Genomic DNA, 25,564 nt, shown 5'->3' on the forward strand with positions numbered 1-25,564 from the left:
GAGCCTTGCCCTGCGCGCCCGGATGTTCCGGGTCTTTCCCCATCCTGCTTCGACCGGGCCTTGCCGCCGGGTCTCTTGTCCCCCTCCCGCCGGAGCGGGAGGGGGGTTGAAATCACGCGGCCTTCTTGACCTCGGCCACGATCTTCTGCGCGGCGTCGCCGAGATCGGCGGCCGGAACGATCGGCAGGCCCGAATTGGCGAGGATGTCCTTGCCGGCCTGGACGTTGGTGCCTTCGAGGCGGACGACCAGCGGCACCGAGAGGTTCACTTCGCGCGCGGCGGTGACGATGCCTTCGGCGATCGTGTCGCAGCGCATGATGCCGCCGAAGATGTTGACGAGGATGCCCTTCACCGCCGGATCGGCGAGAATGATCTTGAACGCTGCGGTCACCTTCTCGGTGGTGGCGCCGCCGCCGACATCGAGGAAGTTCGCCGGGAACATGCCATTGAGCTTGATGATGTCCATCGTCGCCATCGCCAGGCCGGCGCCGTTGACCATGCAGCCGATGTCGCCGTCGAGCTTGATATAGGCGAGGTCGTATTTCGACGCCTCGATCTCGCTGGCGTCCTCTTCCGACTCGTCGCGCAGCGCGAAGATGTCGGGGTGGCGGTACAGCGCGTTCGAATCGAAGCTCACCTTGGCGTCGAGCACCAGGATCTTGCCGTCGACGGTCTCGACCAGCGGGTTGATCTCGAGCATCGACATGTCGGTGGCGACGAAGGCGTCGTAGAGCTGCCCGGCCACCTTGGCGGCCTGCTTGTTGAGGTCGCCGCTGAGCTTGAGCGCGAAAGCGACCGCGCGGCCATGGTGCGGCATGAAGCCTTCGGCCGGATCGATGACGATCGTCTGGATGCGCTCGGGGGTCGAATGGGCGACCTCCTCGATGTCCATGCCGCCTTCGGTCGAGACGATCATCGCGATGCGGCCAGTGGCGCGATCGACGACCATCGACAGATAATATTCCGACTTAATGTCGGCGCCGTCGGTGATGTAGAGGCGGTTGACCTGCTTGCCGGCTTCGCCGGTCTGGATCGTCACCAGCGTGTTGCCGAGCATGTCGGTGGCGTTGGCGCGCACCTCGTCGAGGGTCTTCGACAGGCGGACACCGCCCTTGGCCTCGGGCGCGAGTTCCTTGAACTTGCCCTTGCCGCGGCCGCCGGCGTGGATTTGCGACTTCACGACATAGAGCGGCCCGGGCAGCTTGCCGGCGGCTTCGACCGCCTCGTCGACGGTCATTGCCGCATAGCCCGCGGGAATGGCGACGCCGAATTTCGCGAGCAGTTCCTTGGCCTGATATTCGTGGATGTTCATGGTCTGCGAGGTCCCCGAGTCCGAGAGAATCCGCCGCGCTTAAGCACAGCCGGGCGGGGAAGGAAACCCCAACTCGACCGCGCGAGCGGCGAAGCGGGGCTTTTCAGTTCGCGATCGAGCAGCCGATCCCGGCGCGAAGCACCACCGAGGTGATTTCGGGGTCCTTGAGCGCGCGCAGCCGATAGACGATCTCGTCGATGCTCAACGACTTCGCGTCCTGCTTCGGGAGACCGCCGAGCGACTGGAGCCGCTTGAGCTGGACCAGCGACAGCCGGTCGACCATCCGTTCGGCCATGCAGGCGGCGACCCGCGGTTTGACCCCGGCCTCGATCAGCTTGGTCCGCACCCGCGCCTCGGGCGAGACCGTGGTGCAGGCGGCGAGCGCGATCAGGCCGGCGAAGCCGGGCAGGAGCAGGCGGTGCAGGCGAAGAGGACGGACCATGGCGAGCTTTCCGATGGAAGACGGTCGGGCGGATGAACCCCGGCATATTGATCGGCCATGAACGTCGCGGAGTCTTGCGGGTCCAGGGCGGATCGATCTCATCCGGTGCGATCGCTATCGAGCCGCGCGAGAAAGGCCTCGCGCGCCGCCTTGCGCAGCAGGTAGCGCCGCCGGACGAACAGCCCGGCCATGCCGAAGGCCGATGCGTAGAGCAGGCCGATGCCGATCATCGCCAGGCTGCCCCCGGCCTTGTCGGGTTCGGCGATCGCCTGCCAGCCATAGAGGCCGACCACCAGCAGCGACAACAGCCCCCACATCGCCAGCAGCATACGGTGCCAGATCGGCGGCGGCACCGAGGCGGCGGTCGGGTAGGCGCTCATCGTTCGAGCGCCTCGATCCATTTGCCGAGTTCGGGCGGGGCGTAGCCGCGCATCGCGTCGATCAGCGCGGACGGGTCGGTGCCGGTGATCAGCATCGCGCGATGTTCGGGCTTGAAGAAGCCGGCGGTGACCAGCTGGTCGAGGAACGCGATCAGCGGATCGTAGAAGCCGGCGACGTTCATCAGCGCGACCGGCTTGCGATGGTCGCCGAGCTGGCCCCAGGTCCAGATCTCGAACAATTCCTCGAGCGTGCCGATCCCGCCCGGCAGCGCGACGAAGCCGTCGGCGAGATCGGCCATCATCGCCTTGCGTTCGTGCATCGATCCGACCACGCGCAGTTCGGTGAGGCCGGCATGGCCGACCTCGCGATCGAACAGCGCCTGCGGGATCACCCCGATCGCCTCACCGCCGGCCGCCATCGCCGCGTCGGCGACGATTCCCATCAGTCCGACCCGGCCGCCGCCATAGACGAGGCCGATCCCGGCGCGGGCGATCGTCTCGCCGAGCGCGCGGGCGCCCGCGGCATGGACCGGGTCATGGCCGGGGCTCGATCCGCAGAATATGCAGAGCCGTTTCATGCCTTCCTCCCCCCGAGCATCGATGCGATCGGCATTGGCCCATCGCCGAGGCTGAGCGCAAGCCGGTCGACCATCGTCAGGCGCATGCCGTGGAAGCGCGCGACCAGCGCCGGTTCCTTGTCATAGAGCGATTCGAACAGCCGATATTGTTCGGCCGGGGCGTTGCCGCGCATCATCTGCGCGGTGAAGCGGCGATAGAAATCGCGCTGGCTCCAGGCTTTCTTCGCATGGGCATGGAGCGCCTTGTGGAGCGCCGCGCCCGACCAGTCGGACAGTCCGGCGACCAGCCGCGCGGTGCGCGCGGCGTCGGCGAGCGATCCGCCGGTGACCGGATGGAACAGCCCGGCGCGCAGGCCCGCCTTGGCGATGCCGGCGCCGCCCGACTGCCAATAGGCCTCGAAATCGCCGCCCATCGCGACCGGGATCACCCCGGCCTGGCCGCGCGCCGAATCGATGATCTTCCAGCCGAGCTTGGCGGCGAGGTTGAAGATCCGCCGGGCATAGGCCTGGACGTCGAGCGCGGTGTCGGCGGCATAATGGACGTCCTCGAGGAACAGCCGGCTGGTGTCGAGCGGCATCAGCGTCAGGAAGCTGAGGCCCTCGTCCTGGCTTTCGATGCCGGCGTCGATCAGCCGCGCCTGGCGGACGCTGTGCGGCCCCGCGAGCTGGAGTTCGTAGCCGACGAACTTGCGCCACGCGGTGTCGATCAGCGACAGGTCGGCGGCGCCGCGTGCGTCGATCACCCCGCCGGCGGCGATCAGCGACCCATCCTCGAGCACGATGCCGTCGGGAGCGACGCCGATCGCCTGGCGGCCGCTGACGATGAAATCGGCGGGCAGTATCTCGCGCAGCGCCTGGTCGAAGCGGTCGGAGCGGATCGCATAGACCCCGTCGGCGATCGTCCGGCGATAATCGGGGAACATCACCTCGAGATTGCGCCAGCCATAGCTGATCAACGGTTCAAGCAGCGCGCGGTCGGCCTTGTCGATGTCGCTGTCGAGGAAGGTCCACAGATGGTTGCCGCCGAGCGCGGGCTTGGCCTCGACCAGCAGGATGCGCGCGGTCGGCCGCGCCCGATGTGCGGCGAGCGCGATCAGCCCGCCGGAAAGGCCGCCGCCGATAATCGCCAGATCGCAAGCCGTCGGTGGGGTCATCGGCGGCGACTATAGCCCCGGGGGCCGCACATGCCACCCTTCGCCGATCAAGTCGTTCCGATCCGGATCGAATTGTCCGCCGACTCGTCGGGCGATCGCGGTCGGGCCGACGCCGCCGCGATCGATTTGCCGGGGTACCGGATCGGGTCTTTCCCCGGACCGTCGCTGCGGTTAGGATGGCGCCAACCCCGGGGAGCCGATGGCTGAGAGGCGGTGCTGCGATGCGCCGCGACCCGAAGAACCTGATCCGGCTTGTACCGGCGGAGGGAGCGGGCAGCGCGGCCAGTCGGTGGGACTGGCGAGCAGACCGCTCAGACTCCGACATGAAGAGGAAAGCAGTCGATGGCCGATATTCCCGCGCGCACCGAAATGAAGGTCACGACCGGCCCGATCCGCGGATCGAAGAAGATCCATGTCCAGGGCCCGGCGCGCGACGACGGCGCGGTGGTGCGGGTGGCGATGCGCGAGATCGCGCTCGAGCCGTCGGCCAACGAGCCGCCGATGCGGGTCTATGACTGTTCGGGCCCCTATACCGACGACAAGGCGCGGATCGACATCATGGCCGGCCTGCCGGCGCTGCGCCGCGACTGGATCGTCGGTCGCGGCGACGTCGAGGAATATGAGGGCCGCGGGGTCAAGCCCGAGGACAATGGCTTGAAGGGCCCCGACCGCAGCGGCGGCGTCGCGCCGTTCCCGAACGTCGTCCAGCGGCCGCTGCGCGCCAAGGCCGGGCAGAATGTCTCGCAGATGCATTATGCCCGCCGCGGCATCATCACCCCCGAGATGGAATATGTCGCGATCCGCGAGAATGTCGGCCGCGCCGCGCTCAAGGAGAAGCTGCTGCGCGACGGCGAGGATTTCGGCGCCGAGATCCCCGATTTCGTGACCCCCGAATTCGTCCGTTCGGAGGTCGCGCGCGGCCGCGCGATCATCCCGTCGAACATCAACCATCCCGAATCCGAGCCGATGGCGATCGGGCGCAACTTCCTGGTCAAGATCAACGCCAATATCGGCAATTCGGCGGTCGCCTCCGACGTCGCCGCCGAAGTCGACAAGATGGTCTGGTCGATCCGCTGGGGCGCCGACACCGTCATGGACCTGTCGACCGGCCGCAACATCCACGACACCCGCGAATGGATCATGCGCAACTCGCCGGTGCCGATCGGCACCGTGCCGATCTACCAGGCGCTCGAGAAGGTAAACGGCGTCGCCGAGGACCTGACCTGGGAGATTTTCCGCGACACGCTGATCGAGCAGGCCGAGCAGGGGGTCGATTATTTCACCATCCATGCCGGCGTCCGGCTGCCGTTCATCCCGATGACCGCCAAGCGCGTTACCGGCATCGTCAGCCGCGGCGGATCGATCATGGCGAAATGGTGCCTCGCGCACCACAAGGAGAGCTTCCTCTACGAGCGGTTCGAGGAAATCTGCGAGATCATGAAGGCCTATGACGTCGCCTTCTCGCTCGGCGACGGGCTGCGCCCGGGATCGATCGCCGACGCCAATGACGAGGCGCAGTTCAGCGAACTCGCGACGCTCGGCGAACTCACCCAGATCGCGTGGAAGCATGACGTCCAGGTGATGATCGAAGGCCCCGGCCATGTGCCGATGCACAAGATCAAGGCCAATATGGACAAGCAGCTCAAGGCCTGCGGCGAGGCGCCCTTCTACACGCTCGGGCCGCTGACCACCGACATCGCGCCCGGTTACGACCATATCACCTCGGCGATCGGCGCGGCGATGATCGGCTGGTTCGGCACGGCGATGCTCTGCTACGTCACCCCCAAGGAGCATCTGGGGCTTCCCGACCGCGACGACGTCAAGGTCGGCGTCGTCACCTACAAGCTCGCCGCCCACGCCGCCGATCTGGCCAAGGGCCATCCGGCCGCCAAGCTGCGCGACGACGCGTTGAGCCGCGCGCGCTTCGAATTCCGCTGGCGCGACCAGTTCAACCTGTCGCTCGATCCCGACACCGCCGAGCAGTATCACGATCAGACGCTGCCCGCCGAGGGCGCCAAGAGCGCGCATTTCTGCTCGATGTGCGGGCCGAAATTCTGCTCGATGAAGATCACCCAGGAGGTGCGCGACTTCGCGGCGACCCAGAACCAGCCGGCGGACGCGTTTCTGGCCGCCGAAGACGGCATGCGCCAGATGAGCGAGGTGTTCCGCGAGAAGGGTGGGGAGATCTATCTGCCCGCGGCGGAGTGATCCGACGGATTGCTGAATGGGGACCGCCGCCACCTGCTTCCCGGCTCCTATGACGATGGGAGCCGGGGCCGCCTGTGCGCGGCGAGTCGCCCGAATGCCTGGCAAATCACCATATCGGTGAAATTCTTCTTGCGTCGCGTGAATCGATTCGCTATTCGCCGCATCATCATGGAACGCCATACGCTCTTTACCACCGCGCGAATTACCGCCTTCACCTGTTGAAGGGCGGGCGTTCGTGCGCACTGCCGGATGCAGTGTAGCTCAGTGGTAGAGCAGGGTCCCGATAAGGCCCAGGCCGCCGGTTCGATCCCGGCCGCTGCAACCAATTTCATTTCCCGAAGATATTAATCGCCGAAGTAGCTCAGGGGTAGAGCGGCGGTTTGAAAGACCGCGCGTCGGTGGTTCGATTCCACCCTTTGGCACCAGCACGCCGTGGCGGAAAGGCTACGCACCGGACTGCAACTCCGGTCATGCAGGTTCGAGTCCTGTCGGCGTGTCCATTCGCGTCCGCGATCTTGGGTCGCGGCGCTCTACAGACATGTTTGAACCAAATTGGTTAAATCAGATGGCGTCTCACTTGGCGGATCGCGTTCGTTTTTTCCCGACGTCCTACAATCGATCGCGATGCCATCGCGAAGCAGGCCTAATAATGATAGCGGCACTGCGCGATCTCGAGCGCCTGGGCATCGCCTTTGCCGCTGACCCGATAGACCAGCCGATGCTCGGAGTTGATCCGGCGCGACCACCAGCCGCTCAGATTGCCGGCCAGCGGTTCGGGCTTGCCGGTGCCGCGAAACGGATCGCGGGTGGCCTCGCGGATCAGCATGTTGATCCGTTCGAGGATCTTGCGATCCTCGGCCTGCCAAGCGAGATAGTCGGTCCAGGCGCGGGGACCGAAAAGGATCTTCACGGTTCGATCAGCGACCGTTCCTCGCCCTTGCCGGCATCGAGGTCGGCAATGCTCGCGAGCAGATTTTCAGCGTTTTTCGGCGATTTGAGCAGATAGAGCGTCTCTTCGATCGACGCCCATTCGCTTTCGGACACCATCACCACGCTCTCGGCCTTCTGCCGGGTGATCACCATCGGCGCACGGTCTTCCGATACACGGTCCATGACCGTTTTCAGATTGGCACGCGCGTCGGAAAAGCTGATCGATTTCATGATGAGAATGTTGTACCTATATTGGTACAACGTCAAGCCTGACGTACTGTCAGCGCGCCTAGCTCAGGCGGTCACCGCCGGCACGAACATATAGCCTTCGTTGCGCACGGTCTTGATCAGCTCGCTGCCGTCGGATCCGAGCTTGCGGCGCAGCCGGCTGATCTGGACGTCGATCGCGCGGTCATATTGTTCGGCATCCTGGCTCCACGCATAGTCGAGCAGCTGGTCGCGGGTGAGCACCCGGCGCGGATGCTCGACGAAGGCGCGCAGCAGCCGGAACTCGCCGGTCGACAGGATCACCGGGCGGTCCTCGGGATCGTGGAGCGCATGGGCGAGCATGTCGATCCGCCAGCCCGAGAAATGGAGCACGCCCTCGGACGACTGGCGCGCGGCTGGGGTGGCCGAGGAGGCGGGCTTGGCCTCGCCGCGGTTGCGGCGCAGGACGGTCCGGATCCGCGCGAGCAGCTCGCGCGGGTTGCACGGCTTGGCGAGATAATCCTCGGCGCCCATTTCGAGGCCGACGATCCGGTCGACGTCGGTGCCGACCGCCGATAGCATGATCACCGGCGGCGCGGTGCCGCGCTGGAGCTCGCGCAGCGCGGTGAGCCCGTCCTCGCGCGGCATCATCACGTCGAGCACGATCAGGTCGTAGGCGCGCTTTTCGAGCTTGCCGCGCATCTCGACCGGGTCGGCCGCGGTGTCGGTCTGGAACCCGTGCTTGTCGAGGAAGGACGACATCAGCGTGCGGATCCCCGGGTCGTCGTCGACGATCAGGATATGGGTTTCGAGATCCATGGGGGGGAGAATGGCGTTCATGGCCCCCAATTGCCAGCCGAACATCACCGGCATTTTGCAGAAGGCCGAAAAAGTGGCGTTCCGAACGGTGCGATTGCCATATCGGCGCAACATTCGCGCCATCCGCCGACATTGGCGGGTAACCGGCAGCCCCGAATCTCCCTGCCATGAGAGCAGTGAGGCGACATTGGTGGAGCGGCCCGGCGGTCAAGGCGTTCGGCGTCTTGTCGGCGTGCGGTGCCGCCGGCTTCGCTGGTCCCACCCAGGCCGACGTGATCGCCATCGCCCCCAACGGGGCGGTGGCGATCCGCGCTGGCACAGGCGCTGTCCGCTGGCACGGCGGCGCCAAGGAGACCGAGCCGCCCGCAGACGCCGACCCGTCGGATATCCCCTTGCCCGACAGCGCGGCATCGCCTTTTCGGGCGAGCTCGGCACTTCCCATGATCGCGGCCGCGGTGCCCGCGCCCTATCGCGCCGCGATCGAGCGGATCGCCGCCGCCAACGACATGAGTCCGGCGCTGCTCGAGGCGCTGGTGTGGCAGGAGAGCCGCTGGAACGCCCAGGCGGTGTCGAAGGCAGGCGCCATCGGGCTCGCCCAGCTGATGCCGGCGACCGCGCGCACGCTCGGGGTCGATCCGCGCGACCCGATCGCCAATCTCGCCGGCGGCGCGCGCTATCTGCGCCGGCAGCTCGACCTGTTCGACGGCGACATCGAGAAGGCGCTCGCCGCTTATAATGCCGGCCCCGCGCGGGTGCTGCGCGCCGGCGGCATACCGCCCATCCGCGAAACCCAGGCCTATGTCGCGGCGATCGTCGATCGCCTGGCGACCGCCGTTCCGATCGCGCCCGCAGGAGAATGACGATGCGCATCCCGCTTTCCCGATATCTGGCCGCCGCGACGTTCGCGTCGAGCCCCGCCGCCGCCCTCGCCCAGTCGGCCGATCCGCAAGGTGCGGGTCCGATCGTCGCCGCGCTCGGCTGGCTGCAGGGGACGCTGCTCGGCAATGTCGCGACGATGGTCGCGGTGATCGCGGTCGCGATGGTCGGCTTCATGATGCTGACCGGCCGGCTCAACTGGCGGTTCGGCGCGACCGTGATCGTCGGCTGCTTCATCCTGTTCGGCGCCAGCGCGATCGTCAGCGGCATCCAGTCGGCGGCGATGGTCTCGCGCTGATGCTCGCCCGCTCCGCCCTGTTCCGCGCGCTGACCCGCCCGCAGATGTTCGGCGGGGTGACCTACAGCTTCTTCGTGATCGAAGCCGCGGTGACCACCGAGGCCTTCCTGATGACCCGCAGTTTCCTGGCGCTGCCGGTCGCCGCCCTGATCCACGCCGCGGGCTATCTCGCCTGCCTGCGCGAACCCCGCATCTTCGACCTGTGGCTGACCCGGGTCAGCCGCTGCCCGCGCGTCCGCAACTGGCGGCGCTGGGGCTGCAACAGCTACGCGCCGTGAGGAGAGCCGCCATGACGACCAAGCCCGCCCGCTGGATCGGACCCGCCGCCTGGGGCCGGCGCGAAGCCCGCGCGGGCGACCGGCTGCCTTATGCCGAGCATGTCGACGCCGCGACGCTGATGCTGCGCGACGGGGCGCTGATGCGGTCGATCCATGTCGCCGGGCTGCCGTTCGAGACCGAGGAGAGCGACACGCTCAACCATATGGCGGCGGTGCGCGAGGTGATGCTGCGCAGCGTGCTCGACGCGCGGTTCATCGTCTATCATCATGTCATCCGCCGCCGGGTGCGGGTCGCGCCGCGCGCGGTCGAGGCCGATCCGCTGTCGAGCGAGATCGACCGGATTTGGCGCGAGCGGCTCGGCGGGCGGCGGCTGTTCGTCAACGAACAATATCTGACGCTGGTGCGGCGGCCGGCGCGCGGCAAGACCGGGCTGCCGGCGCGGCTGCGGCGGCGCTTTTCGCGCGATTTCACCCTCGACGCCGCCGAGCTGCGCGATCTCGACGCGGCGGTGACCGCATTGCTCGCCGCGCTCCAGCCTTATGGCGCGCGCGCGCTCGGCATCGCCGATGGCTGTTCGGAGCCGCTGGCGCTGCTGTCGGCGCTCTACAATGGCGACATGCGGCCGGTGCGGATGCCCGACACCGACAAGGGGCGGGGCGATCTCGGCCATCATATCCCTTATGCGCGGGTCAGCTTCGGGCTCGACGCGATCGAGACGCGCGGGCCGATCTCGCGCGCTTTTTCGGGCATGCTCGGGATCAAGGACTATCCCGACGCGACCCATCCGGGGATGATCGACGGGCTGCTGCGGCTGCCGCACGAGCTGGTGCTCAGCGAGAGCTTCGCGCCCGCCGACCGCCAGATCGCCCGCGAGCGGATCGACCTGGCGCTGCGCCGCCAGCGCGCGAGCGAGGACGAGGGCGGCACCGAGCGGCGCGAGATGCTCGCCGCGCGCGATGCGCTGGGCGCCGGCCAGGTCGGGTATGGCGATCATCATCTGAGCCTGCTGGTGCGCGAGGCCGACCCGGCGCTGCTCGACCGGGCGATGGCGACCGCCGCCGCCGCGCTCGCCGAGATCGGCGCGGTTGCGGTGCGCGAGGACATCAACCTCGAGCCCGCCTTCTGGGGCCAGTTTCCCGGCAACGAGGCCTATCTGGTGCGGCGCTCGCTGATCTCGACCGCCAATGCCGCGGGCTTCCTGTCGCTCCACGGCTTCCCGATCGGTCGCCCCGACGCCAATCATTGGGGCGACGCGGTGACGGTGTTCGAGACCACCAGCGGCACCCCCTATTTCTTCAACTTCCACGAGGGCGATCTCGGCCATTTCACGCTGATCGGCCCATCGGGGTCGGGCAAGACGGTGGTGCTCAACTTTCTCGCCGCGCAGGCGCAACGCTTCGCGCCGCGCACGATCATCTTCGACAAGGATCGCGGCGCCGAGATCTTCGTGCGCGGGATCGGCGGCCATCATGCCCGGCTGCAGCCGGGCGAGCCGACCGGCTTCAACCCGCTGCAGCTGCCCGACAGTCCGGTCAACCGCGCCTTCCTGCGCGACTGGCTGGGGATGCTGCTCGACGCGGCGACGGTCGAGGAGCAGGCGCGGATCGCCGCCGCGGTCGATGCCTGTTTCGATCATGACCCGGCGCTGCGCCGGCTGCGCCATTTCCGCGAACTGCTCGGCGGGGCGCGCCGCCCCGAACCGGGCGACCTCGCCGCAAGGCTCGATCCGTGGATCGGCGACGGCGAGCATGGCTGGCTGTTCGACAATGAAGCCGACGCGCTCGACCTCGACCAGCGGGTGCTCGGCTTCGACATGACCCTGCTGCTCGACCAGCCGCGGCTGCGCAGCCCGGCGATGATGTATCTGTTCCACCGGATCGACGAGCGGCTCGACGGCGAGCCGACGATGATCCTGATCGACGAGGGCTGGAAGGCGCTCGACGATCCGATCTTCGCGGCGCGCATCCGCGACTGGCTCAAGACGCTGCGCAAGCGCAACGCGATCGTCGGCTTCGCCACCCAGTCGGCGCGCGACGCGCTCGACAGCGCGATCGCGCCGGCGCTGGTCGAGCAGACCGCGACGATGATCTTCATGCCCAACCCCAAGGCGCGCGCCGAGGATTATATCGATGGCTTCGGCCTGTCCGAGCATGAACTCGACCTGATCCGGGCGCTGCCCGCGCACAGCCGCTGCTTCCTGCTGCGCCACGCCAATCATTCGGTGGTGGCGCGGCTCGATCTCGCGGGCTGTCCCGACGTGCTGCTGGTGCTGTCGGGGCGCGAGGCGATGGTGCGGCGGCTCGACATGCTGCGGTCGGTGGTCGGCGACGATCCCGCGCGCTGGTATCCGATCCTCGCCGGATCGCCCTGGCCGGGCGCCGCCGAGGCCGACGCGGCGCTCGAGGCCGCCGAATGAGCGGCTGTCCGACCCTGGGCATCGACGGGCCGGGCGGTATCGCCGAGGCGCTGCGCAGCGTCGACTGCATGAGCGGCGAGGCGACCGCGATCGCGTTCGGCCGGCTGTTCGGCGCGCATGCGGTGCTCGGCACCGCGCTGACGCTGATGCTGACCCTCCATGTCGTGCTGCTCGCGATCAACCTGCTGACCGGCCGGTCGCGGCTGAGCCTGTCGATGCTGACCCCGCGGATGATGGGGCTCGGGCTGGCGCTGACCTTCGCGACCTCGTGGCTCGCCTATCAGAGCGTGGTGTGGAATCTCGCGACCGGCGCGCCCGACCAGATCGCATCGCTGATCGTCGGCACCAAGGGATCGGCGACGGCGCTGTTCGCCGACCGGCTCGACGCGCTGTTCGCGGCGATCACGACCGCGGCCGGCGCGGCGCAGGTCGCGAGCGAGCCGGCCAGGGCGGCGGCGTCGTTCACCCCGGCCGACCTGCTGTGGATCGCGGCGCTGATGCTGCTGCTCGGCACGGTCGGGGTGCTGATCGTCGCGCGGATCGCGCTGGCGGCGCTGCTCGCGCTCGGGCCAGTGTTCATAGTGTTCGCCCTGTTCGCCGGCACCCGCGGGCTGTTCGAGGGCTGGCTGAAGGCGATGGTGCTGTTCGCGCTGGTGCCATTGCTGACGGTGCTGATCGGCGGCGGTGCGCTGGCCATGCTGACCCCGGCGATCGCCGGGCTGGCGATGGGCGGCGAGCCGACGATGCGTGCGGCGGTGACGATCTTCCTCGGCGCGGCGGTCTATCTGATGCTGATGGCGATGGTGCTCAAGGTCGCGGTGACGCTGACCGCCGGCTGGCGGTTGGGCCGGCAGGCGCCGGCGGGCGGTGACGATCGTCCCGCCGACCAAATCCGCACGACCGCGCAGGGCGACCGTTATTTCGAGACGGCCGTGCCGCGGGCGCGGGGTGGCGGCGCGCGGCCCGCGGCCGACCGTGCGCGCGTCGACGCGATCGTCGCCGGGCTGGGCGTTCCCGCCAACGACCGCGCCCCGAACCTGCGCGGTGCGCCGCTGGCGTCGCTCGGCCTCCTCGTGCCGCCCGCTTCGCCGGCGAGCGATCGGTTGCGGGTCATCGGCCGGCCGGTTCCGCCGTCGAAGGAGAAGATGCCATGATGCTGCGAATCACCGCATGGGTGGCGGGACTGGCAGCGGCCATGCCCGCACTGGCCGACGATGGCCGGGTCCGCACCCTGTTCTACGACGCGCAGGCGGTGGTGGCGGTCGCGGGCCGCACCGGCATCCAGTCGACGATCCTGTTCGCGGCCGACGAACGCATCGAAAATGTCGCGCTGGGCGACTCTTCGGCGTGGCAGGTGACCCCGAACCGCCGCGCGACCCTGCTCTTCCTCAAGCCGGTGGTCGCCAATGCGCGCACCAACATGACCGTGGTGACCGACCGGCGGACCTATATGTTCGATCTCGTCGCGCGGGCGAAGGGGGCGGCGCCGCTCTACGCGCTACGCTTCACCTATGCCGAGCCGCCGGCGATCGCGCCGGCCGCCGAGCCCGCGCCCGCGCCGGTCGTGGCGCCGGTGCCGTCGCCGACCCGGCTCAATTTCTCGTGGACGGCAAAGGGGGCCAAGGCGTTGGCCCCCGAACGCGCGTTCGACGACGGCCGGTCGATCTATCTCGCCTGGCCGCGCGGGGCGGATCTTCCGGCGATGCTCGCGATCGGCGCCGACGGCAGCGAGGGGCCGGTCAATTACAGCGTCCAGGGCGACTATATCGTCGTCGACGGGGTGCCACAGCGGCTGGTGCTGCGATCGGGCCGGCAAAGTGCCGCGATCGAACGGATCGCGCCGATCGTCCCGGCGGCGACCGCCCGCACCGCGGAGCGCTGAGATGAGCGGCACCAGTCTGATCCTGAACGACGACGCGACCGTGCAGTCCGATCCCCGGCTGACGCTCGACGACAATGCGCTGATGGTCGCCAGCCGCAATGGCTTCCCGATCGTCGCCGGCCGCACCGCGCGGCGCGACGGCTTCGGCCTCGCCGCGGGCGGTGCGGTGGCGCTGGCGCTGGGCGGGCTCACCTTCTGGTCGATGAGCGCGAATCGGTCGGTACCGGTGGTCGAGCCCGCCCGTCCTGCCGCCGTCGCGCTGCCCTCGGTCAAACCGGCGCCGGTTCCGGCGTCAGCGCCGGCGCCGGTCGTCGCCGCCCCGGCTTCGGCGATACCGATCGCACCGCCGGCGACGACGCCCGCGATCGATGCCGCCCATTCGCCGGTGATGGTGTTCGATGCGAGCCCGGTTGCCGTCCAGACCGCCGCTGCCGCGCTTGGTATCGCCGCGCCGACCGTGAAGCCTGCGGGTGCGGCCGGCCTGTCGGAGAACGAAGCCTTCGCGGCGCGGGTCGGCGATGGCGGGGTCGAGACCGCGAGCGCGACCCGGATGGCCGATCCCGCCAACACCGTCAGCCAGGGCACGCTGATCGCGGCGATCCTCGAGACCGCGATCGACAGCGACCTGCCGGGCTATGTTCGGGCGGTGGTCAGCCAGGACGTCCGCTCGTTCGACGGCAGCCATATCCTTATCCCGCGCTCGTCGCGGCTGATCGGCCAGTATAAATCGGGCCTCGCCGCCGGTCAGACCCGTGCCTATGTGCTGTGGACCCGGCTGTTGCGGCCCGACGGGGTGTCGATCGCGCTCGGATCGCCGGCGACCGATTTTTCGGGGCGGAGCGGCCTGGGCGGCGAGGTCGACGGCCATTTCGGCAAGCGCTTCGGATCGGCGATCCTGCTGTCGGTGGTCGGCGGGCTGAGCGCGGTCGGCACCGGTGGCGCTTCGCTGATCGTCTCGGGCGGGCAGAGCGCGGCGTCGGTCGCCGCTCAGCGCGATGCGCAGATCCCGCCGACCGTCCGCATCCGCCAAGGCCAGCCGATCCGCATCTTCACCGCACGCGATCTCGATTTCTCGACGGTCGCCGCCGAGTCGGCGCCATGAGCGCCGCGCCGGTGGATGCGCGGTTCGACGAGGATGCCGGGCGCGACGTCTATCTCGCCACCTATCTCGCGCCGTTCGCGGGCTGGCTGGCCCAGGGCGACGTCACCGAGATCCTCGTCAACCGACCCGGCGAGGCGTGGATCGAAACGCCGGTCGGCATGGCCCGGGTCGATGCGCCGGGGGTCGACGACCGGCTGCTCCAGCGACTCGCCGAACAGGTCGCGCGGGTCAGCCATCAGGGGATCAACCGCGAACGGCCGCTGCTGGCGGCGACGCTGCCCGGTGGCGCACGCGCCCAGTTCGTCGGGCCATCGGCGACGCGGGCGCATTGGGCATTGGCGATCCGCCGCCACCGGCTGATCGACCTGCCGCTCGATGCCTATGCGGCCGGTCCGATCGGGTGGATGCCATCGCCGCCGGCGATCGATCGCGAGGCCGAGCCGGTCGCCTGGCTGCGCGAGGCGGTGCGGCGGCGGCGGACGATCCTGATCAGCGGCGGTACCTCGACCGGCAAGACCAGCTTCCTCAACGCGCTGCTGCGGGAGGTTCCCACCGACGAGCGGGTGATCCTGGTCGAGGATACACCCGAGATCAGGCTGCACGGCGCCAACGGCCTCGGCCTGGTCGCGGTGAAGGGCGAACTGGGCGAGGCGCGGGTCTCGACCGACGACCTGCTCCAGGCGGCGCTCAGGCTGCGGCCCGACCGGATCGTGCTGGGCGAGCTGCGTGGTCGCGAGGCGGTGAGCTTCCTGCGCGCGATCAACACCGGCCATCCCGGCTCGTTCAGCACGATCCACGCCAATTCGCCGGCGGGCGCGCTCGAGCAGCTCGCCTTGATGGTGATGCAGTCCGGGCTCGGGCTCGGCCGCGTCGACACGATCGCTTATGCGCGGTCGGTGATCGATGTCGTGGTTCAGCTCGATCGGGTGAACGGGCAACGGCGGATCGGCGCCATCGTCGAGACGCGCGATCTCGATGACGGCAAACGATAGCGAGCCGTGCGGGGCTATGGCAATATGGGGGCATGATGCCGGGATATCTCTCTCCTCGCCGCTGGGGCGGTCCGCCGCTGGTGCTCCAGATATTGGCGCTGCTGCTCGCGGGGCTGATCGTCGCGCAACTGGTGACGCTGCTGCTGACGATGATCCTGCCGCCGGCGCCGACCCCGCAGCACAGCCTTGCCGAGATCGGTGCGGCGCTGCAGGGGGTACCGACCGCGGAGAAACGCCCCGATCCGCTGCAGCGGGTGATCCAGCCCGGGCCGCCCGATCTCAACGGCGCCGGCTGGCTGGTGTCGACACGATCCGAGAAGGAACTGGCCGAACGGCTCGGCGTCGATCCGGCCGATGTCCGGCTGGCCTTCTACACGCCACTGCCGTTCGCCGGCACCTCGGCGGGCCGCAAGACCGCGCTCAAGGCAAATGACGGCCCGGTCCTCGGCTGGTCGCCTCCTGCCAAGACGGGCGTCGAACAGGCATCGCTGCTGATCCTCGCCCAGGCGACGGTGCCGCCGCCGCGGCCATTCCCGCCGAGCGACCTGCCCGCCGGCGCCAAGCCGCCGAGCCGCGACATGCTGCCGCCGGGAATGCTGCCCGATGGCGCCCAGCATGGCGGGCCGCGCCGCGACCGCGTCATGGTGCCGCCCGGCAGCGATGCGGTGCGGCCGCAGCGGCCCGAGCCGCTGATCCGCTTCGACCCGACGCGGGCCGATCGCAGTCCCGGGGGGATCTGGATCCGCGGCGACAATGGCGAGACGGTGCCCGATATATTGCGCAACCCGCATCGGCCGGATCCATCGCAGACCGGTACCGTGGTGCCGACGAATCCGAACCAGCCATCGGGCGGCAACACGACCAGTCCGGCGGGGGGCGCGGTGCTGCCGCCGGGCGGGCAGACGCTGCAGCCGGGCAGCAATTTCGAACCGCGGATCGGCGGGCCCGGCGGCGCCGGTCAGTTCCCCGGCCAGAATCAGGGCCAGCCGCTCGGCCAGATGCCGTTCCAGGCGATGCCCAGCCGCTCGTCGATCGTTCCCGAGGCGCAGGCCACGCCGACGCGTCGCCCGGCGATCGAGGGGCAGCGGCTGCCGTCCGAGTTCGCCCGGCCGGCGCAGCCGGTGATGCCGCGGGGCGAGGCCGCATCGTCGGCCGGCGCGGCCGCCGTCCCGGGGATGTTGCTGCGCCAGCCGCCCCAGGCCGAGGTCGATATCCGCCGGCCCGAACCGGCATCGTCGGCCTCGCCCGAGCCGGTGATCCCGCTGCCGGGCCGCGCCGGTGGCCTGTTCGGCCTGGCGCCGGCGCCGTTCGTCGAGGGCGATTTCGTCGCCGCGCTGCATCTCGGCGACGGGCGCTGGGCGGTGGTACAGCCGGCGCCCGAGGGCTTCCCCAATGCGTGGCAGCGCCGGGTGCTGCTGTGGTTCGCGATCGCGTTCGCGGTGGTGGCGCCGCTCGGCTGGCTGTTCGCGCGGCGGATCGTCAAGCCGCTGAGCGGCTTCGCCGCCGCGGCCGAGCAACTCGGCCGCGATCCGGCGGCGCCGGTGCTCGATCTCGACGGTCCGGCCGAGGTCGGCCGCGCGGCGCGTGCCTTCAACATCATGCAGAGCCGGCTCAAGAGCTTCGTCGACGATCGCACCGCGATGATCGGCGCGATCAGCCATGATCTGCGCACCCCGCTGACCCGGCTGCGCTTCCGGATCGAGGATGTCGACGACGACGATGTCCGCGCCGGTATGATCGAGGAGGTCGAGCAGATGGAGGCGATGATCACCTCGGTGCTCAGCTTCATCCGCGACGCCTCGTCGCCGGGAATACGCGAGCGGCTCGATCTCGGTACCATCCTCGAGGATGTCGTCGAGGATGCGACGATGGTCGGCGGCAGGGTGACGATCGAGCGCAGCGAGCCGGCGCCGGTCGAGGTCGACGTGCTCGGCATGCGCCGGCTGTTCTCGAATCTCGTCGAGAACGCGGTCAAATATGGCGATTGCGCGCGGGTGCGGCTGCATGTCGATGCCGACGAGGCGGTCGCCGAGGTGATCGACGACGGCCCCGGCGTGCCCGAGGAGGATTATGAGCGGGCGTTCGAGCCCTTTTACCGCGCGGCCAATGCGGTCTCGTCGGACAAGCGCGGCAGCGGGCTGGGACTGGCGGTGTGCCGATCGATCGCGCGCGCGCATGGCGGCGACGTGCGCTTCGCGCGGTCGGTGAACGGCTTCGTCACCGAGCTGCGGGTGCCGCTGTCGGAAGCGAAGGCGGCCTGAGTTTCCGATTCATACCGGGGGCCTTGAATACCAGCTGTTCGTGTCGAGCGTAGTCGAGACACCCCGCGGTGGTGGACCGTGTCTCGACTACGCTCGACACGAACGGAGAGGGGGCGGGAGTTCTGCCGGTTGTTCTCAAAGCCGCCGGGCGGAGACGATCTTGAACGGTTCGCGGATGATCTGGCCCATCGTCTCGCGCGAATAGCCGCCGGGAAAGGTCGGGGCGGCGAGGATGCGCCGGATCGCCGGCCAGCCGCTCACGACATGGCCGAACGCGGCATAGCCCGGATAGCCCTGGCTCGCGTCGAGCTGTGGGGCGGCGCCGATCGTGATGAAGAAATCGCCCATCGCGCTGCCGGGGGCGTTGCGCGCCATCGATACGGTACCGTTCTCATGCTTGATCCCGGTGCGGTCGTTGGGTTCGTGCGGGATCGGATTGCGCGCGTAGCGGACCTTGTTGTTGATGCCGCCCTGGATCAGCCCCCTGCTCGGATCGCTTTTCGCGCGGGCGGTGCGGTAGAAGGTCCTGCCGTCGAACCGCTTTTCGTCGACATAGGCCAGGAAATTGCCCGCGGTGATCGGCGCGCGCTTCGTGTCGACCGCGATCACGATCGGCCCCGCGCTGGTGTCGAAGCGGACGCGGACGATGCCGGGCGCGGCGGATGCCGGCGGGGCAACGACACCCAAAGCTGACAGGAACGCGGCGAGGCACAGCAGAAAACGGCGAATCATCGTCGATATCTAGCGATATTCCGCGATGCTAAGCTAGTCTTGCAGCGGCAACAGCAGGTCGAGACGGTTGCGACCGTCGCCGCTTCGATAGTCGAGGACCGTCGTCCACGCTGCCACGAGCGCGAGTCCCGCGCCGCCGCCGCGATCGGGGATCGCCTCGGTCGAACGATGTCCGCGGGGATCATAGGCCTGGCCGGGATCGGCGAGCGCGAGCACGACCCCGGCATCGGTCAGCGCCAGCGCGAGTTCGATCATGTCGCCTTCGGTGACGCCGCCATGGTCGAACAGGTTGAAGACCAGTTCCTCGACGATGATCGCGAGCCGCGCGCCATCGGTATCGGCGAGACGATGTTGCCCGGCGAAGCCGCGCACCAGTTCGACGAAGAGATGGACGCTGGCATTCGCGTCGAGGCAACTCGTTACCGCCGCCGATTTGGATTCGCCCCCGCTCATGGCCTGAGCTATGTCACAATGATCGCGACAAGGGGATGCGAATGCGCCGGGCGATTCTGACTTTGTTGGCGATCGGTCTGGCGGGCTCGCCGGCCTGGGCCGAGATCGGCCGCATCAAGCGTGCGGCCGGCAACGCCGCCATCGAACGCGGAACCAAGAAGGTCGCACCCGCACCGGGCACCCAGCTCCAGGCCGGCGATGTGCTGGTGACCGGCAAGGACGGGCAGATGAGCCTGACCTTCATCGACGATACCCGCTTCGCGGTCGGTCCGAACAGCCGGATCGCGGTGAGCAAGTTCGATTATAATCGCACGACCCAGGCCGGCAGCTTCCTGACCGAGGTCAATCGCGGATCGCTGGCGGTGGTATCGGGCCAGATCGCCAAGTCGCAGCGCGATGCGATGAAGGTGCGCACGCCGACCTCGCTGCTTGGGGTGCGCGGCACCCGCTTCATCGTCGAGGTGCCATGATGGCGAGGATGGGAATGATCGGCCTGACGGCGCTCGTCGCGCTCGGCGGATGCGCGACGCCGTCGCTGGTGTTGCTGCCGGGCGAACATGGCGACCAGGGCGCGGTCGCGGTGCTCGAATCGGGCGGTCGTGCGCAGGAGATGGTGGTCGCGCAGGGCAACAGCCGGACCCGGCTGGGCGGCGCCCGTCCGCGCACCGTGGCATTCTCGCCCGGCGGGTTGAGCGCGAGCGAGGCGTCGCTGATCGATGCGCTGCCGCCGGCGGCGGTGCCGTTCACCCTCTATTTCACCGAAGGCACGACCAATCTCACCGAAACCTCGCGTCCGGAACTCGATCGGCTGAAGGAGGAGGTCGCGACCCGCCCCGGGGTCGAAGTGCAGGTGACCGGCTACACCGACACGCTGGGCAGCGACGCGGATAATGACCTGCTGTCGCAGCGCCGGGCTGAGGAGATATTGGCGGCGCTGGCCGAACAGGGGATCGATCGCCGGCTGATGACCGCGGTCGGCCGCGGCGAGCGCAATCTGCGCGAACCGACCGGTGACGGGGTACGCAATGCCCTCAACCGCCGGGTCGAGGTGATCGTCAGATAGCGCGGTAGCGGATCGCCATCGCGGTGAGGTCGTCGGTCGGCTCGGTGCCGGCCTCGAAGACGCGGACGGCATCGCGAACCGCGCCGATCAATGTCGCCATATCGTCGCCGGCATGGGCGGCGACCGTTGCGAGCGCGCTGCCGAACAATTGCCGCCCGGTATTCTGCGCCTCGCCGATGCCGTCGGTCAGCACCACCAGCGCTTCGCCGGGCAGCAATGTCATCGCTTCCTGGGGATAGGGATAGTCGACGACGCAGAAGGGCGGGCCGCCGTCGAGCTTGACCGGTACCGCGCTGCCGTCAGCGCGGATGTGGATCGGGTCCTCATGGCCGGCACTGACCAGCCGGACCTCGCCGCTGGCAAGGTCGATCACCCCCAGGATCATCGTGACGTTCATCGCCTCGCTATTGTCGCGCGACAATTCGGCGTTGAGGATTTCGGCGGCGACGCCGAGACCGTCGGGATCGCGCAGCAGCACGCTCTTGGTCAGCGCCTTCGACAGCGCCATGAACAAGGCGGCGGGCACCCCCTTGCCGGTGACGTCGCCGACGACGAAGGCGATGCGATCGGCGTCGAGGCGGATCACGTCGTAGAGATCGCCACCGATCGAGCGCGCGGGTTCGAGCAGGGCGGCGATCTCGATGCGCGGGTCGAGCGTCGCAAGCGCCTCGGGCGGCGGCAGCATGCCGAGCTGGATCGATCGCGCGGCCTGCAGTTCGCCTTCGGTCGCCGCGGCGGCGAGCCGTTCGGTGAGCAGCGCGTCGCGCAGCCGCTCGCGCTCGCGGCGCGCTTCGAGGAACAGCCCGCTCGCGACCCCCGCCAGGCTCGCACCGCCCAGCGCGATCGGCTTCAGCGGATCGAGCAGCAGCGCGCCGAGATCGAACGCGAGCCAGGCGCCGATCGGAATCGCGACGGCGAGGACAAGCGGCGCCGTCCACCAGATCGTGCGGCCGCGGCTGCCGAGTCCGACGATCAGCAGGACGAGCAGTCCGCCGGTCGCCCATTCGGCCGCGCCGGCCCAGGCCGGCCGCACGAGCCATCCGCCGCGGCGGATCGCATCGACCGCCTGCGCCTGGACCAGCGTGCCATAGGCTTCGGCGGCCAGCGGGGTCGCGACGATGTCGGCGCTGCCCTCGGCGGCGAGGCCGATCAGCACGGTCTTGCCGGTGAAGCTGCCGGCCGGCACCCCGCGCTGGAGCACCGCCAGCGCGTTGATGATCGATCCCGGCGGCATCGTCCCGAAGCGCAGCGCCATCCGTCCCTGGCGGTCGACCGGCACGCGGCGGCTGCCGAGCGCGATCGTCGCGCGGCCGGTCGCCACCTTGTCCTGGTCGAGCCCGATTCGCGCCAGTTCGAGCGCGAAGCCCGGCATCGGCCGGGTGCCGACCCGGAGCAGCATCGGCACCCGGCGGACGATGCCGTCATCGTCGGGCGGGCCGTTGACGAGACCATGGCCGAGCGCGGCGCCGTCGAGTTCGGGGATGTTCGCCATCGCGCCGGGAAAGGCGGGCACATCCGGCGGCAGCGTGCCGGCGAAGACTGCCTCGACCGGCAGGTCGGCCCCACCCGACGGCCCGTCGGCGATCGCCGCGCGGGCGAGGATGGCGGGGGCACGGCCGAGCACCTGGCCGAACAGCTGGTCCATCGGTTGCAGCCTGACGATCTCGGCGATCGCCGCGGGGCTGAGTTCGGGATAGAGGCCGGCGAAGATCTCGGGCTTCATCCGGTCGGGCTCGGCGAAGATCATGTCGAAGCCGATCGCGGCGGGATGCTGGGCGGCGATCTCCTCGGTCAGCCGCGCCATATGATAGCGCGGCCAGGGCCAGGGACCGATCGCGGCGAGGCTGTCGGCATCGATCAGCACCACCCGGACATCGGTGCCCGCCAGGTCGCGCGGCGACAGCCGCTGCCAGGCGTCGAACAGCGGCCGGCTCAGCCGGTCGCCGGCGCCCAGCAACAGCAGCGCGGCGAGGATCGCCGCCGACAGCCCGCCGAGCCAGACCCGCCGGGACCGCCGCGGGTCAGAGCCGGATTTCGAGGCCGTCATAGGCGCAGAGCACGTCGAGTGGGCGCTCCTGCCGGGTCAGTTCCTCATAGCGGATGCTTTCGCGGTGCATCTGCTCGATGTCCTCGTCGCTATAGGTCGGCTCGTGATGGAACAGCGCCAGCTGGCGGGCGCCGGCGGCATGGCAGATGTCGATCGCGACGATATTGCTCGAATGGCCCCAGTCTTCCTTCATCGAGACGCTGTCGGCGAGCGAGTACATCGTGTCGCAGACCACCAGATCGGCGTCGCGGAAGAAATGGGCGATATCCTCCTCGCCCTCCATGCTCTCGATCTTGTGCTCGCTGTCGGTGCTGTAGATCGCGACCTTGCCGTCGGGATCGGTGAAGCGGAAACCGAACGAACTGTGCGAATGATGCTGCTCGATCAGTTCGACGTCGACTCCGCCGATTCTGTAGCTGTGGCCGGGGGCGAGCGTCACGAATTCGATCTTCGCGCGCAGCCAGGCGAAGGGGACCGGGAAGCTGATCTCCTCCTGCTGGCGGCGCAGCGCCTGTTCGGCGTCTTCATGGCCCGAATGGATGACGATATGCGCGCCCGGATCGAAGGCGACCCCGAAGAAGGGGAAGCCCATGATATGGTCCCAGTGCAGGTGCGACAGGAAGAAATGATAGGTCTTCTCATGACCTTTGGCGCAGCGCGCCGCCGCGCTGATCCCGAATTCGCGCAGGCCCGATCCCATGTCGCAGACGATGAACGAACCATCGCCGGCCTCGATCTCGACGCAGCTCGTCGCCCCGCCATAGGTACCGCCGGTGGCGAAGGCGAGCTCGCTGTCGATGAAGTCCCCGGCGGCGGCCTCGTCGGCGAAGCGCCGGCCATCGGCGGCGACCAGCGTGCGGGCGAGCTTGGCGCGGATCGCCGCCGCCTTCGGCGCGACCGGCAACGATCCGCGTGTCCCCCAGAATCGCACCAGCATCGCTTACTCTCCCACACACGCCCCCGCGGGGCCGTTTCCGGCGTCAGAGCGCCGCGTCGACCGTGTCCGTCACCGCGAACAATTTGTCGTAGCGGCTGATCGCCAGGATCTCGCGCATCACCTCGTTGGGCGCGGCCAGCGCGATGCTGACGCCCGCGCCATCGGCCTTGCGCTTGGCGAGGGTCAGCGCCCTGAGGCCGCGCGACGACATATAGTCGACCCCGGTGCAGTCGAGGATGAGCTTGCGGGTCGCGACGGTCGCCGCCCGGTCGACCAATACGGCCAGGTCGTCGGCGAAGCCTTGCGCGGTCGATTCATCGATCCGCCCCTTCGGCATCGCGACCAGCGTGTCGCCGCGTATCTCGTCCGCCCAGATCATGGCTTCCTGCTCCCCCGAAACCATCGGCAATCTAGCCGAGATCGACGCTATCGCAATGGCCGGGATGTCGCCATGCGCAGGCTGTGAAAATCAATCGATTTCGGATGCGATTCGATCGTGGGCGAGGCCGAAATGCTGTCCCGACTTGAATTTTTCGGCTGATGCCGCTTTAGGATGCGCGACCGCGGGGCCGCGTTGCGACTCCGCCGCACATATAAATGGTAGAATTTTGACCAGCTCCGCACCCACCGACCCGATGCAGGCGAACAAGATACTGTTCGAGGCCATTGCCACGCACAAATGCATCGAGGCGACCTACAACAAGATGGCGGTGCGGCTCGCGCCCTATATCCTCTACACGCGCCATGACGAGATCTATGTCGACGCGGTCACGCTCGAGCGCGACGGCCAGCCGCCGCGCGAGATCAAGCTCGGCACCTTCAAGCTGGCGGGTCTCAAGGATCTGAGCCTGGCGAGCCTGCCGTTCCTGCCGGAAAAGCCACTCTTCGACCCGAAGAGCGAGAAATATGAGGGTGTGACCCTCTTCGCGGTCGAGGCATAAATCCCGACTTCTCGTCATCCTGATGAAAATCAGGATCCAGACGCGCAACGCGGCACATCCAGCCGCAATGTTACCGATAGTCCTCGCCGTAAGCGCGTCTGGATGCTGACTTCCGTCAGCATGACGGAGTTGGGGCGAGCGCATTTGTCCTGGCGCTCATTGGCACGGGCCGGCGCGAGCCCGCGCCGCAATCTATGCCGCGTAGCGCTCGGCCGTGGCCTTGATCAGGGCGATCATGTTGGGAATACCCTGGGTGCGGTTCGAGCTCAGCTGATTCTTGAGGTCGAACGGCGCGAGCGCGGCGGCGATGTCGGTGTCGCGGACGGTGGCTGCGGGGCGGTCCTGGACCGTCAGCAGCACCAGCGCGATGATCCCCTTGGTGATCGCGGCGTTCGAATCGGCGAGGAAGTGGAGCGTGCCGTCGTCGCGGACCATCGGATAGACCCACACCGCCGCCGAACATCCGCGCACCAGCGTGGCATCGGTCTTGAGCGGATCGGGCATGGGTTCGAGCGCGCGGCCCAGATCGATCAGCAGTCGGTAGCGATCGTCGGCGTCGAGCAGCTCATAGTCTTCCTGGACTTCGGTCAGCGCGGGCATCGTCATGCCGGCTGCGCTAGACCATTTCGCCGCGGATTTGAAACCCTATAAGGCGGCGAACAAGGCGGGAAAGCCGGGCGCCCGGCGATCCCCGCAGCTTTCAGATATCGACGCCGGCGGCGATCGCCTCGAGCTTGCGGACGCGTTCCTTCAGATCGGCGATCTCGATCCGCGCCCCCGAGGACGGAGCGGTGCGCATGTCGGGCTGGTCGCCACGCTGCTCGCCGATGCGCTGCTGGAGCGCCATGCGCTGCAGTTCGAGCCAGCTGCGCCATCCCGACAGGGCGGCGAACACGGTGATCGTCAGGCCGGCGAGGCCGGCGCCGCTGATCGCCATCCAGACAACAGGATCGTGCATGGTCATGTTCCCTTTCCTCAGTCGCGGTGCCGCAGCGCCTCGATCTCGCGATCGAGCTGCTGGCCGCGGTTGTTGTCGGTGGCGATCCGTTCGAGGACGGCCACCCGGTCGCGCAGCGCGCGGATTTCCTCGCGCATCCGCAAAGTCTCGGCACTGTCGTCGGGGCGGCCGACAAATTCCTCGCCCTTGCCGCGCCGGACCACGCCATATTTGGCGCGGAAGATGCTGGCGACCGCGGTGATCGCGACGATCAGCACCACCATTTCAAAGGGGTTCATCGCTTTTCTCCCTTGTTCT

At 68.6% G+C, this 25,564-nt stretch carries 29 protein-coding genes and 3 tRNA genes; 16 read left to right on the top strand and 16 right to left on the bottom strand.

All coding sequences use genetic code 11. The features are described 5' to 3' along the window. Positions 1 to 112 precede the first annotated feature (112 nt). The 5 genes from sucC to crtY form a co-directional block, all read right to left on the bottom strand. The gene (sucC, locus tag AC1RM6_RS23755) at positions 113 to 1,312 is read right to left on the bottom strand and encodes an ADP-forming succinate--CoA ligase subunit beta (RefSeq protein ID WP_493105830.1); all 1,200 of its coding nucleotides are present in this window, start codon (positions 1,310 to 1,312) and stop codon (positions 113 to 115) included. Between the two features lie 103 nt (positions 1,313 to 1,415). Beyond that, entirely contained in the window at positions 1,416 to 1,754 is a 339-nt protein-coding gene (locus AC1RM6_RS23760) for a hypothetical protein (RefSeq protein ID WP_493105832.1), read from the bottom strand. A 98-nt stretch (positions 1,755 to 1,852) separates the two neighbouring features. Then, positions 1,853 to 2,134: a hypothetical protein gene (locus AC1RM6_RS23765; RefSeq protein ID WP_493105834.1), complete on the bottom strand. Its 282-nt coding sequence runs from the start codon at positions 2,132 to 2,134 to the stop codon at positions 1,853 to 1,855. Continuing rightward, positions 2,131 to 2,712, bottom strand: coding sequence for an LOG family protein (locus AC1RM6_RS23770; RefSeq protein ID WP_493105836.1), 582 nt, complete (start codon positions 2,710 to 2,712; stop codon positions 2,131 to 2,133). Before AC1RM6_RS23770 ends, AC1RM6_RS23765 begins: the two co-directional genes overlap by 4 nt. After that, on the bottom strand, positions 2,709 to 3,866 hold the full coding sequence (gene crtY / locus AC1RM6_RS23775; protein WP_493105838.1) for a lycopene beta-cyclase CrtY: 1,158 nt from the start codon (positions 3,864 to 3,866) through the stop codon (positions 2,709 to 2,711). Before crtY ends, AC1RM6_RS23770 begins: the two co-directional genes overlap by 4 nt. 342 nt (positions 3,867 to 4,208) lie before the next feature. Between crtY and thiC the strand changes: the two genes are divergently transcribed. The 4 genes from thiC (at position 4,209) to AC1RM6_RS23795 (ending at position 6,574) form a co-directional block, all read left to right on the top strand. Next, entirely contained in the window at positions 4,209 to 6,074 is a 1,866-nt protein-coding gene (gene thiC / locus AC1RM6_RS23780; protein ID WP_493105840.1) for a phosphomethylpyrimidine synthase ThiC, read from the top strand. Positions 6,075 to 6,324: 250 nt separating this feature from the next. Then, a tRNA-Ile gene (locus AC1RM6_RS23785) sits at positions 6,325 to 6,399 on the top strand. 25 nt (positions 6,400 to 6,424) lie between these two features. Then, positions 6,425 to 6,499 (top strand) — tRNA-Phe (locus AC1RM6_RS23790). A 1-nt stretch (position 6,500) separates the two neighbouring features. Beyond that, positions 6,501 to 6,574, top strand: a tRNA-Cys gene (locus tag AC1RM6_RS23795). A gap of 143 nt (positions 6,575 to 6,717) precedes the next feature. Here AC1RM6_RS23795 and AC1RM6_RS23800 read toward each other — a convergent pair. The 3 genes from AC1RM6_RS23800 to AC1RM6_RS23810 all read right to left on the bottom strand — a co-directional run bounded on the left by AC1RM6_RS23800 (position 6,718) and on the right by AC1RM6_RS23810 (position 8,051). Continuing rightward, positions 6,718 to 6,984 carry a Txe/YoeB family addiction module toxin gene (locus tag AC1RM6_RS23800; protein ID WP_493105842.1) on the bottom strand — a complete coding sequence of 89 codons (267 nt, stop codon included), beginning with the start codon at positions 6,982 to 6,984 and terminating at the stop codon, positions 6,718 to 6,720. Next, complete coding sequence (locus AC1RM6_RS23805) at positions 6,981 to 7,235, bottom strand: type II toxin-antitoxin system Phd/YefM family antitoxin (protein WP_493105844.1); 255 nt, start codon at positions 7,233 to 7,235, stop codon at positions 6,981 to 6,983. The genes AC1RM6_RS23800 and AC1RM6_RS23805 overlap by 4 nt, the downstream gene beginning before the upstream one ends. 63 nt (positions 7,236 to 7,298) lie before the next feature. After that, complete coding sequence (locus tag AC1RM6_RS23810) at positions 7,299 to 8,051, bottom strand: response regulator (protein WP_493105846.1); 753 nt, start codon at positions 8,049 to 8,051, stop codon at positions 7,299 to 7,301. A 146-nt stretch (positions 8,052 to 8,197) separates the two neighbouring features. Here AC1RM6_RS23810 and AC1RM6_RS23815 point away from each other — a divergent pair, with 146 nt between their 5' ends. Genes AC1RM6_RS23815 through AC1RM6_RS23855 form a run of 9 tightly spaced genes read left to right on the top strand, consistent with a single transcriptional unit; the run spans position 8,198 to position 18,136 of the window. Beyond that, positions 8,198 to 8,890 carry a lytic transglycosylase domain-containing protein gene (locus AC1RM6_RS23815; RefSeq protein ID WP_493105848.1) on the top strand — a complete coding sequence of 231 codons (693 nt, stop codon included), beginning with the start codon at positions 8,198 to 8,200 and terminating at the stop codon, positions 8,888 to 8,890. After that, a complete protein-coding gene (locus AC1RM6_RS23820) occupies positions 8,887 to 9,204 on the top strand; it encodes a TrbC/VirB2 family type IV secretion system protein (RefSeq protein WP_493105849.1) in 318 nt (105 codons plus the stop codon). The genes AC1RM6_RS23815 and AC1RM6_RS23820 overlap by 4 nt, the downstream gene beginning before the upstream one ends. After that, entirely contained in the window at positions 9,204 to 9,482 is a 279-nt protein-coding gene (locus AC1RM6_RS23825) for a VirB3 family type IV secretion system protein (protein WP_493105851.1), read from the top strand. Before AC1RM6_RS23820 ends, AC1RM6_RS23825 begins: the two co-directional genes overlap by 1 nt. Before the next feature lie 11 nt (positions 9,483 to 9,493). Next, on the top strand, positions 9,494 to 11,899 hold the full coding sequence (locus AC1RM6_RS23830) for a VirB4 family type IV secretion/conjugal transfer ATPase (protein WP_493105852.1): 2,406 nt from the start codon (positions 9,494 to 9,496) through the stop codon (positions 11,897 to 11,899). After that, on the top strand, positions 11,896 to 13,053 hold the full coding sequence (locus AC1RM6_RS23835) for a TrbL/VirB6 family protein (RefSeq protein WP_493105854.1): 1,158 nt from the start codon (positions 11,896 to 11,898) through the stop codon (positions 13,051 to 13,053). The genes AC1RM6_RS23830 and AC1RM6_RS23835 overlap by 4 nt, the downstream gene beginning before the upstream one ends. Beyond that, on the top strand, positions 13,050 to 13,781 hold the full coding sequence (locus AC1RM6_RS23840) for a TrbG/VirB9 family P-type conjugative transfer protein (RefSeq protein WP_493105856.1): 732 nt from the start codon (positions 13,050 to 13,052) through the stop codon (positions 13,779 to 13,781). The genes AC1RM6_RS23835 and AC1RM6_RS23840 overlap by 4 nt, the downstream gene beginning before the upstream one ends. A gap of 1 nt (position 13,782) precedes the next feature. Continuing rightward, complete coding sequence (locus AC1RM6_RS23845; RefSeq protein ID WP_493105858.1) at positions 13,783 to 14,883, top strand: TrbI/VirB10 family protein; 1,101 nt, start codon at positions 13,783 to 13,785, stop codon at positions 14,881 to 14,883. Continuing rightward, a complete protein-coding gene (locus tag AC1RM6_RS23850; RefSeq protein WP_493105860.1) occupies positions 14,880 to 15,875 on the top strand; it encodes an ATPase, T2SS/T4P/T4SS family in 996 nt (331 codons plus the stop codon). Before AC1RM6_RS23845 ends, AC1RM6_RS23850 begins: the two co-directional genes overlap by 4 nt. A gap of 35 nt (positions 15,876 to 15,910) precedes the next feature. Continuing rightward, positions 15,911 to 18,136 carry an ATP-binding protein gene (locus AC1RM6_RS23855; RefSeq protein WP_493105862.1) on the top strand — a complete coding sequence of 742 codons (2,226 nt, stop codon included), beginning with the start codon at positions 15,911 to 15,913 and terminating at the stop codon, positions 18,134 to 18,136. Between the two features lie 135 nt (positions 18,137 to 18,271). Here the strand turns inward: AC1RM6_RS23855 and AC1RM6_RS23860 are convergent, their stop codons facing one another. Together AC1RM6_RS23860 and AC1RM6_RS23865 are read right to left on the bottom strand one after the other, a co-directional pair. After that, entirely contained in the window at positions 18,272 to 18,868 is a 597-nt protein-coding gene (locus AC1RM6_RS23860) for a peptidylprolyl isomerase (RefSeq protein WP_493105864.1), read from the bottom strand. Positions 18,869 to 18,901: 33 nt separating this feature from the next. Continuing rightward, positions 18,902 to 19,321 carry an ATP-binding protein gene (locus AC1RM6_RS23865; protein WP_493105866.1) on the bottom strand — a complete coding sequence of 140 codons (420 nt, stop codon included), beginning with the start codon at positions 19,319 to 19,321 and terminating at the stop codon, positions 18,902 to 18,904. A 41-nt stretch (positions 19,322 to 19,362) separates the two neighbouring features. Here AC1RM6_RS23865 and AC1RM6_RS23870 point away from each other — a divergent pair, with 41 nt between their 5' ends. Together AC1RM6_RS23870 and AC1RM6_RS23875 are read left to right on the top strand one after the other, a co-directional pair. Then, a complete protein-coding gene (locus tag AC1RM6_RS23870; RefSeq protein WP_493105868.1) occupies positions 19,363 to 19,791 on the top strand; it encodes a FecR family protein in 429 nt (142 codons plus the stop codon). Between the two features lie 8 nt (positions 19,792 to 19,799). Continuing rightward, positions 19,800 to 20,384 carry an OmpA family protein gene (locus AC1RM6_RS23875; RefSeq protein WP_493105869.1) on the top strand — a complete coding sequence of 195 codons (585 nt, stop codon included), beginning with the start codon at positions 19,800 to 19,802 and terminating at the stop codon, positions 20,382 to 20,384. Here AC1RM6_RS23875 and AC1RM6_RS23880 read toward each other — a convergent pair. From AC1RM6_RS23880 to AC1RM6_RS23890, 3 genes are read right to left on the bottom strand one after another with little or no spacing between them, the layout of a single operon-like run. Beyond that, positions 20,377 to 22,431 (bottom strand): CHASE2 domain-containing protein, encoded by a 2,055-nt coding sequence (locus AC1RM6_RS23880; RefSeq protein ID WP_493105871.1) that lies wholly within the window; start codon positions 22,429 to 22,431, stop codon positions 20,377 to 20,379. The genes AC1RM6_RS23875 and AC1RM6_RS23880 overlap by 8 nt on opposite strands. Then, the gene (locus tag AC1RM6_RS23885; RefSeq protein WP_493105873.1) at positions 22,406 to 23,368 is read right to left on the bottom strand and encodes an MBL fold metallo-hydrolase; all 963 of its coding nucleotides are present in this window, start codon (positions 23,366 to 23,368) and stop codon (positions 22,406 to 22,408) included. Before AC1RM6_RS23885 ends, AC1RM6_RS23880 begins: the two co-directional genes overlap by 26 nt. A gap of 43 nt (positions 23,369 to 23,411) precedes the next feature. After that, positions 23,412 to 23,747, bottom strand: coding sequence for an STAS domain-containing protein (locus tag AC1RM6_RS23890; RefSeq protein ID WP_493105877.1), 336 nt, complete (start codon positions 23,745 to 23,747; stop codon positions 23,412 to 23,414). 256 nt (positions 23,748 to 24,003) lie between these two features. On the opposite strand from AC1RM6_RS23890, the gene AC1RM6_RS23895 reads away from it, so the two are divergent. Then, positions 24,004 to 24,309 (top strand): WYL domain-containing protein, encoded by a 306-nt coding sequence (locus AC1RM6_RS23895; RefSeq protein ID WP_493106171.1) that lies wholly within the window; start codon positions 24,004 to 24,006, stop codon positions 24,307 to 24,309. Between the two features lie 192 nt (positions 24,310 to 24,501). Here the strand turns inward: AC1RM6_RS23895 and AC1RM6_RS23900 are convergent, their stop codons facing one another. The 3 genes from AC1RM6_RS23900 to AC1RM6_RS23910 form a co-directional block, all read right to left on the bottom strand. Further along, a complete protein-coding gene (locus AC1RM6_RS23900; protein WP_493105892.1) occupies positions 24,502 to 24,915 on the bottom strand; it encodes a SufE family protein in 414 nt (137 codons plus the stop codon). Between the two features lie 94 nt (positions 24,916 to 25,009). After that, on the bottom strand, positions 25,010 to 25,267 hold the full coding sequence (locus tag AC1RM6_RS23905; RefSeq protein WP_493105894.1) for a hypothetical protein: 258 nt from the start codon (positions 25,265 to 25,267) through the stop codon (positions 25,010 to 25,012). Between the two features lie 17 nt (positions 25,268 to 25,284). Further along, a complete protein-coding gene (locus AC1RM6_RS23910) occupies positions 25,285 to 25,545 on the bottom strand; it encodes a hypothetical protein (protein WP_493105895.1) in 261 nt (86 codons plus the stop codon). Positions 25,546 to 25,564: the final 19 nt, after the last annotated feature.

It is taken from the genome of Rhizorhabdus sp. GW822-FHT03C02, from assembly GCF_058801765.1.